The 7,980-nt window shown below is 71.3% G+C and carries 5 protein-coding genes and 1 pseudogene; 4 read left to right on the plus strand and 2 right to left on the minus strand.

Features of this window, described 5'->3' with window-relative positions:
• The 4 genes and pseudogenes from FV223_RS14875 to FV223_RS14890 form a co-directional block, all read left to right on the plus strand.
• Nucleotides 1-760 (plus strand): DeoR family transcriptional regulator (locus FV223_RS14875; RefSeq protein WP_147727768.1); only part of this gene is annotated, 760 nt, incomplete at its 5' end.
• Nucleotides 761-846: 86 nt separating this feature from the next.
• Nucleotides 847-2,379: a glycerol-3-phosphate dehydrogenase gene (gene glpD / locus FV223_RS14880; protein WP_187274860.1), complete on the plus strand. Its 1,533-nt coding sequence runs from the start codon at nucleotides 847-849 to the stop codon at nucleotides 2,377-2,379.
• 84 nt (nucleotides 2,380-2,463) lie between these two features.
• Entirely contained in the window at nucleotides 2,464-3,969 is a 1,506-nt protein-coding gene (gene glpK / locus FV223_RS14885) for a glycerol kinase GlpK (RefSeq protein ID WP_147727769.1), read from the plus strand.
• A 50-nt stretch (nucleotides 3,970-4,019) separates the two neighbouring features.
• A pseudogene (locus FV223_RS14890) lies at nucleotides 4,020-4,751 on the plus strand (MIP/aquaporin family protein).
• Between the two features lie 10 nt (nucleotides 4,752-4,761).
• Here FV223_RS14890 and glmS read toward each other — a convergent pair.
• Both glmS and glmU read right to left on the minus strand, forming a co-directional pair.
• Nucleotides 4,762-6,588, minus strand: coding sequence for a glutamine--fructose-6-phosphate transaminase (isomerizing) (glmS, locus tag FV223_RS14895; protein ID WP_147727770.1), 1,827 nt, complete (start codon nucleotides 6,586-6,588; stop codon nucleotides 4,762-4,764).
• A gap of 154 nt (nucleotides 6,589-6,742) precedes the next feature.
• On the minus strand, nucleotides 6,743-7,980 hold a 1,238-nt coding region (gene glmU / locus FV223_RS14900), incomplete at its 5' end, for a bifunctional UDP-N-acetylglucosamine diphosphorylase/glucosamine-1-phosphate N-acetyltransferase GlmU (protein WP_147727771.1).

Consider the following 7,980-nt stretch of genomic DNA (forward strand, 5'->3'; position numbering starts at 1 on the left):
GCGGCGCGGGGCGATCGTCGCCGCGGTGCGCCAGCGCGGCTTCGTGACGATCGAGGCCCTGGCGAGCCAGTTCGGCGTGACCGTGCAGACGATCCGGCGCGACCTCAATGAGCTCAGCGCGGAGGGGCGGCTCGAGCGCTACCGCGGCGGCGGCGGCCTGCCGTCCAGCGTCGAGAACATCGACTACGCCGACCGCCGCACCACGCTGCTGTCCGAGAAGACCCGGATCGGCCGGCTGGCGGCCGGCCGCATCCCGTCGCACTGCTCGGTGTTCCTCAATATCGGCACCACGCCGGAGGCGGTGGCGCGCGAACTCGTCCGCCACGACGACCTCAGCATCATCACCAACAACCTCAACGTGGCGGTCGGGCTGGCGGAGGCGACCGACTTCCGCATCGTCGTGGCGGGCGGCACGATCCGCAACCGCGACGGCGCCGTCCTGGGCCAGCTCACCTGCGACACCCTCAGCCAGTTCCGGGTCGACGTGGCGGTCATCGGCATCAGCGGGATCGACGCCGACGGCGCCCTGCTCGACTACGATTACGAGGAGGTGCGGGCGACGCAGACCATCGTGGCGCATGCGCGCCAGACCTTCCTCGTGGCCGACCACACCAAGTTCACCCGCCGCCCGATGGTCGAGGTCGGGCGGCTGGAGCAGATCGACACCTTCTTTACCGACCGCGTCCCGCCGCCCGAGATCGTCGCCCTGATGGAGCGTCACGGCGTCGCCCTCGCGGTGGCCGACCGAGACGAGCCGTAGCGAACATCGCAATTTTCGCTTGCGAAAATCCTATGATAAGGCAATATTCTGCCGACCCGGGCATCGGCCGGGGCGGGAGGCGACTCATGACGACGGTCTCGAACGTGCTGGCGCTGGGCGCCCCCTACGACCTGCTCGTCATCGGCGGCGGCATCAACGGCACCGGCATCGCCCGCGACGCGGCCGGGCGCGGCCTCTCGGTGCTGCTGTGCGAGCGCGGAGACCTCGCGGAATTCACCTCGTCCTCGAGCACCAAGCTGATCCACGGCGGCCTGCGCTACCTCGAATACTACGAGTTCCGCCTGGTGCGGGAGGCTCTGGCCGAGCGCGAGCGCCTGCTGCGGCAGGCGCCGCACATCATTTGGCCGCTCCGCTTCGTGCTGCCGCACGACGCGGGCCTGCGCCCGGCCTGGATGCTGCGGGCCGGCCTGTTCCTGTACGACCACCTCGCCCGGCTGCGCACCCTGCCCGGCTCCAAGACGGTTCGCTTGCGAACATCGCCGATGGGCGCACCGCTTCTGGACCGGCTCACGAAGGGGTTCGTCTATTCCGACTGCTGGGTCGAGGACAGCCGCCTCGTGGTTCTGAACGCCATGGATGCGCAGGCCCGGGGCGCCGAGATCCGCACCCGCACCGGCGTCGAGTCGGCGCGCCGAGTCGACGGGACGTGGACGGCGACCCTGCGCGACGCAGTCACCGGGCGGACCGAGACCGTCCGGGCGAAGGCGGTGGTGAACGCCGCCGGCCCCTGGGTGAGCGCGACGCTCGGCGGAACGCTCGGCGTGAACAGCCGCGCGGCGGTGCGGCTGATCAAGGGCAGCCACATCGTGGTCGCCAAGCTCTACGAGGGCGACCAGGCCTACATCCTGCAGCAGCCCGACAAGCGCATCATCTTCGCGATCCCCTACGAGCGCGACTTCACGCTGATCGGCACCACCGACGTCCCCTACGCGAACGAGCCCGGCCCGGTGCGGATCTCGGAGGACGAGACGCGCTACCTCTGCGACTGCATCAACCGCTCGTTCGCCAAAGTGACCGGGCCGAAGGACGTGGTCTGGAGCTATTCGGGGGTGCGCCCGCTTTACGACGACGCCGCCGCCAACGCCTCGGCGGTGACCCGCGACTACGTGCTCGACGTCGACGATGCCGGCGGGCAGGCGCCGGCGCTCTCGGTGTTCGGGGGCAAGATCACCACCTACCGCCGCCTCGCCGAGCACGCGATCGAGAAGATCGCGTCCCACTTCCCCGGCCTGAAGCCGGCCTGGACGGGTGAGGCGACCCTGCCCGGCGGAGCGATGCCGGAGGCGGATTTCGACGCCTTCCTCGCCGCCTTCGCCCGCGAGGCGCCGTTCCTGCCGGCCGAGACCGCCCGGCGGCTCGCCCGCGCCTACGGCACCGAGGCGCGGGCCATCGTCAAGGGCGCGCGCAGCCTGGCCGACCTCGGCGAGGCGTTCGAGGGCGGCCTGAGCGCGGCGGAGGTCGACTACCTCGTCCGCTCGGAATGGGTCCGCACGGCGGAGGACATCCTGTGGCGGCGCTCGAAGCTCGGCCTGCGCACCAGCCCGGACGGGGCCGCGCGGCTCGCCGCCTACCTGACGCGAAAGGCGGAAGCCGCCTGAATCAAGGTGCGCGGCGCGGAATCGGCGCGAAGACTGGTCCGCGGGAGACGATCGACCCACGGTCCGCAAGGGAGGAAGACAGCCATGTCCCAGTATGTCGGCGCCATCGACCAGGGCACCACCAGCAGCCGCTTCATCGTGTTCGACCGCGAGGGGCGCATCATCGTCTGCAAGCAGCGCGAGCACGCGCAGATCTATCCGCGACCCGGCCATGTCGAGCACGATCCGATGGAGATCTGGCGCAACACCCAAGGCGTGATGCAGGACGCCCTCGACGGCGCCGGGCTTACGCCGAAGGACCTCCTGTCGATCGGCCTCACCAACCAGCGCGAGACCACGCTGATCTGGGACAAGCGCACCGGCCAACCGCTCCACAACGCCCTGGTCTGGCAGGACACCCGCAACGACCGCCTCGTCACCGAATATGCCCGCGACGGCGGGCGCGACCGCTTCCGCGCGCTCACCGGCCTGCCGCTGGCGAGCTACTTCTCCGGGCTGAAGCTGCGCTGGCTCCTCGACCACGTCGCGGGCGCGCGGGAGAAGGCGGAAGCCGGCGACGTGCTGTTCGGCAACATCGACACCTGGCTCGTCTGGAACCTGACGGGCGGCCCGGACGGCGGCCTCCACCTCACCGACGTGACCAATGCCAGCCGCACGCAGCTGATGTCCCTCGGGACCCTGGCCTGGGACGACGGCATGCTCTCGGCCTTCGGCATCCCGCGGGCGATGCTGCCCGAGATCGTCTCCTCCTCGCAGGTCTACGGCGAGACGCGGGTGCCGTTTTCCGGCGTGCCGATCGCCGGCATCCTCGGCGACCAGCAGGCGGCCCTGTTCGGCCAGGCCTGCTTCCAGCCGGGCCAGGCCAAGAACACCTACGGCACCGGCTGCTTCGCGCTGATGAACACCGGCGAGACGCCGGTTCCCTCCACCTGCGGCCTCGTCACCACGCTCGGGTACAAGCTCGACGGCAAACCGGCGGTCTACGCGCTCGAGGGCTCGATCGCAATCACCGGCGCCCTGGTGCAGTGGCTGCGCGACAACCTGCACATGATCCAGGACAGCGCCGAGGTCGAGAGCCTCGCCACCACGGTCGCGGACAACGGCGGCGTCTACTTCGTGCCCGCCTTCTCGGGCCTCTACGCGCCGCACTGGAACGAGGGCGCCCGTGGCCTGATCATCGGCCTGACCCGCTACGCCAACCGCGGCCACATCGCCCGCGCCTGCCTGGAGGCGACCGCCTTCCAGACGCACGAGGTGCTGGAGGCGATGGAGAAGGATTCCGGCATCCCCGTGCGCGAGCTGCGCTCGGACGGCGGCATGGTCGCCAACGTCACCCTGATGCAGTTCCAGGCCGACATCCTCGACGTGCCGGTGGTGCGCCCGCGGGTCACCGAGACCACGGCACTCGGCGCCGCCTACGCGGCGGGCCTCGCCACCGGCTACTGGCGGAGCACCGACGACCTCGTGCGCAACTGGGGCGTCGACCGGCGCTGGGTGCCGAACATGGATGCGGGCGAGCGCCGGCGCATCACCGCCGCCTGGGGCCGCGCCGTGAAGCGCGCCTTCGACTGGGACGAGCAGGAGGATTGAGGCCGCCGCCTCGACCGCTTCCCATCTCGGACACTCTCGGAGGAAACCTCATGACGTCGCCGTTCCTGGGCGAGCTTCTCGGCACGATGGTGCTGATCATCCTCGGCAACGGGGTCGTCGCCGGCGCGCTGCTGCGCGGCTCCAAGGCGGAGGGCGCGGGCTGGATCGCGATCACCGCCGGCTGGGCCTTCGCGGTGCTGGCCGGCATCTTCGTCGCGACCGCGACGGGCAGCCCCGACGCGCACATCAACCCGGCGGTTATGATCGCCGGTGCGATCACGTCCGGGAAACCGAGCAAGCTCCTGATCTACGTGCCCGCGTAGATGATCGGCGTCTTCCTCGGCGCGACCGTGGTCTGGCTGCACTACCTGCCGCACTGGGCCGTCACCGAGGATCAGGGCCTGAAGCGGGCCTGTTTCTGCACCGATCCGGCGATCCGGCAATCGGCCGCGAACTGGACGAGCGAGATCATCGGTACCTTCCTGCTGATCCTGATCATCAGCGCCCTGCTGTCGCGGACAGTGGGGGCTTCCGGCAACATCCCGACGGGGCTGGCGCCCTACCTCGTCGGCATGGTGGTCTGGAGGATCGGCCTCTCGCTCGGCGGCACCACCGGCTACGCGATCAACCCGGCCCGCGATCTCGGGCCGCGCCTCGCCCATGCGGTGCTGCCGATCGCCGGCAAGGGGCACTCGGATTGGGGCTACGCCCTGATCCCGGTCGCCGGCCCGGCGATCGGCGCGGTGCTCGCGGCGCTCGCGATCCTGCTGATCGGCGTCTGACGGCCGACGCCTATTCCACCGTCACCGATTTGGCGAGGTTTCTCGGCTGGTCGACGTCCTTACCCATGACGACGGCGGTGTGGTAGGCGACGAGCTGGATCGGCACCGCGTAGACGATCGGCGCCACCGTCGGGTCGAGGTCGGGCATCGTCACCGTGGCCAGGGTGTCGAGCCCGTGCTCGGCCGCGCCCTTGGCGTCGCCGATCAGCACGATGCGCCCGCCGCGGGCGGCCACCTCCTGCATGTTCGACACGGTCTTCTCGAACACCGCGTCGTGGGGTGCGATCACGATCACCGGCACGCTCTCGTCGATCAGCGCGATCGGCCCGTGCTTGAGCTCGCCCGCCGCATAGCCTTCGGCATGGATGTAGCTGATCTCCTTCAGCTTCAGCGCGCCCTCCATCGCCATCGGGTAGCTCGTCCCGCGGCCGAGGTAGAGCACGTCGCGCGCCTTGGCGATCTCGCGGGCCAGCCCCTCGATCTCGTTCTCGCGGGCGAGCGCGTCGGCCATCAGGCCGGGCACGGTGATCAGCGCGTCGACGAGGCGGCGCTCCTCGGCCGCATCGATGGTGCCGCGCGCCCGCCCCGCGGCGATGGCCAGGCACAGCAGCACCGTGAGCTGGCACGAGAACGCTTTGGTCGAGGCCACGCCGATCTCGGGGCCGGCGAGCGTCGGCAGCACCACGGAGGATTCCCGCGCGATGGTCGAGGTCGGCACGTTGACGACGCAGACGCTGTGCTGGCCCTGGGACTTCGCGTAGCGCAGGGAGGCCAGGGTGTCCGCGGTCTCGCCCGATTGCGAGATGACGAGGGTCAGCCCGTCCCGCTCCAGCGGCGCCTCGCGGTAGCGCGCCTCGGAGGCTACGTCGATCTCGACCGGCAGCCGCGCGATCTGCTCGAACCAGTAGCGGGCGACGAGCCCGGCATAGAAGGCGGTGCCGCAGGCGGTGATGTTGAGGCGCGACAGCTTGGCGAAGTCGAACGGCAGCGGCTCGGGCAGTGCGACGCGGCCCTGGGCGAGGTCGACGTAGTGGGAGAGCGTGCGGCCGACGACTTCCGGCTGCTCGTGGATCTCCTTGGCCATGAAGTGGCGATGGTTTCCCTTGTCGATCCGGTAGGCCTGGGTCGCGATGGTCTGGCGCGGGCGCTGGACCACCGTGCCGTGGATGTCGCGGATCTCGGCGCCGGCGCGCGACAGGATCGCCCAGTCGCCCTCCTCCAGGTAGGTGAGCGCGTCGGTGAACGGCGCCAGCGCCAGCGCGTCCGAGCCGAGATAGGTCTCGCCCTGGCCGAAGCCGATGGCGAGCGGCGCGCCGTGGCGGGCGCCGATCAGCAGGTCGTCGTGGCCGGAGAACAGGAAGCCGAGCGCGAAGGCGCCGCGCAGGCGCGGCAGGCAGGCGGCGACCGCCTCGACCGGCCCGAGGCCCTGGTCCATGGCGTGGCTGACGAGCTGGGCCACCACCTCGGTGTCGGTCTCGCTCTCGAAGCGGACGCCCGTGGCCTCGAGCTCCTGCTTGAGCGCGCGGAAGTTCTCGATGATGCCGTTGTGCACGACCGCAAGCCGCGCGGTGGCGTGGGGGTGGGCGTTGGTCTCGTTCGGCCGCCCGTGCGTCGCCCAGCGGGTATGGCCGATGCCGATCGCGCCCGCCAGCGGCTCCTCGCGCAGGCGCGCCTGGAGGTTGACGAGCTTGCCCGACGCCCGCCTGCGCGCCAGGCGGCCCTGCTCCAGCGTGGCGATGCCGGCCGAGTCGTAGCCGCGGTATTCCAGGCGCCGCAACGCCTCGATCAGCGGACCGGCCACTGCCCCGTTACCGACGATGCCGACGATGCCGCACATGCTGGGTTGTCTTTCGTATCGCCCGGTGGACCGGCGGCTTGTACCGGATCGGCGCGGCGCGAGGCCAGCCCTTGGTGGCTACGCAGGGCGGGCATTAGGAATCGGGCCGGTGCCAGCCGAGAGATGAGGGACCGGCGCGGCGTTTTGAAGAGGATCAGGATTTCCCCGCGCGCGCCGCCTTCTCCGCCCGCAACGCCGCCCGCTTCGTCTCGGCCCAGCCCGGCTTCGTCGCCTGGCGCCCGCGGGCGACGGCGAGCGCCCCCTCGGGCACGTCGTCGGTGATCACCGAGCCGGAGGCGACGAAGGCGCCGGCCCCGACCGTGACGGGGGCGACGAGGGCCGAGTTCGATCCGATGAAGGCGCCCGCCCCGATCGTGGTGCGGTGCTTCGAGACCCCGTCGTAGTTGCAGGTGATGGTGCCGGCGCCGACGTTGGCGCGGGCGCCGATCTCGGCGTCGCCGAGATAGGTCAGGTGCGCGGCCTTGGCGCCCGGCCCGAGGCGGGCGTTCTTCAGCTCCACGAAGTTGCCGATGGTGGCGCCGGCCTCCAGAACCGCGCCGCCGCGCAGGCGGGCGAACGGGCCGACGCTGGCGCCGGCCTCCAGGCGCACGTCCTTCAGGTGCGAGAAGGCGTGGATCACGCAAGCATCGTCGACGCGGACGCCGGTGTCGAACACCACGTTGGGCTCGACCAGCACGTCGCGCCCGAGGATCGTGTCGTGGCTCAGGAACACCGTCTCGGGGGCGACGAGCGTCGCGCCGCCGAGCTGGGCGCTGCGGCGCAGGCGGGCCTGGATCGCGGCCTCGGCGACGCCGAGCTGCACCCGGTCGTTGACCCCTTGCGCCTCCGCCTCCGTCACCGGCACCACCGCGACGGAGAGACCGTCGCCGATCGCCAGCGCCACCGCGTCGGGCAGGTAGTACTCGCCGGCGGCGTTGTCGTTGCCGATCCGCTCGAGCAGCGCCAGCGCGTGGGCGCCCGACAGCGCCATCAGGCCGGCATTGCACAGGCGCACCGCGCGCTCCTCAGGCGTGGCGTCCTTCTCCTCGCGGATCGCGACCACGCGGGTGCCCTCGGTGAGCACCCGGCCGTAGCCGGCGGGCGCCTCGGTCTCGAAGGCCAGCACCGCCACCGCCGCGCCCTCGGCCAGGGGCGCCCGCAGCCGCGCCAGGGTCTCGCCGGTGATCAGCGGCGTGTCGCCGAACGCCACGATGACGTCGTCGCCCTCCCCGCCTTCGCCGTTGCTCAGGACCGCCCGCGCCGCGAGCACTGCATGCGCGGTGCCGAGGCGCTCGACCTGCGGGAAGACCTCGGAGCCCGGCGCCAGAGCCTCGATCTCGCGGGCGACGTCCGCGCGGCCGGATCGGATAGGAACCCGGCGCCGGCCAGCAC

The organism is Methylobacterium sp. WL116 (assembly GCF_008039455.1).
Taxonomy (GTDB): domain Bacteria; phylum Pseudomonadota; class Alphaproteobacteria; order Rhizobiales; family Beijerinckiaceae; genus Methylobacterium.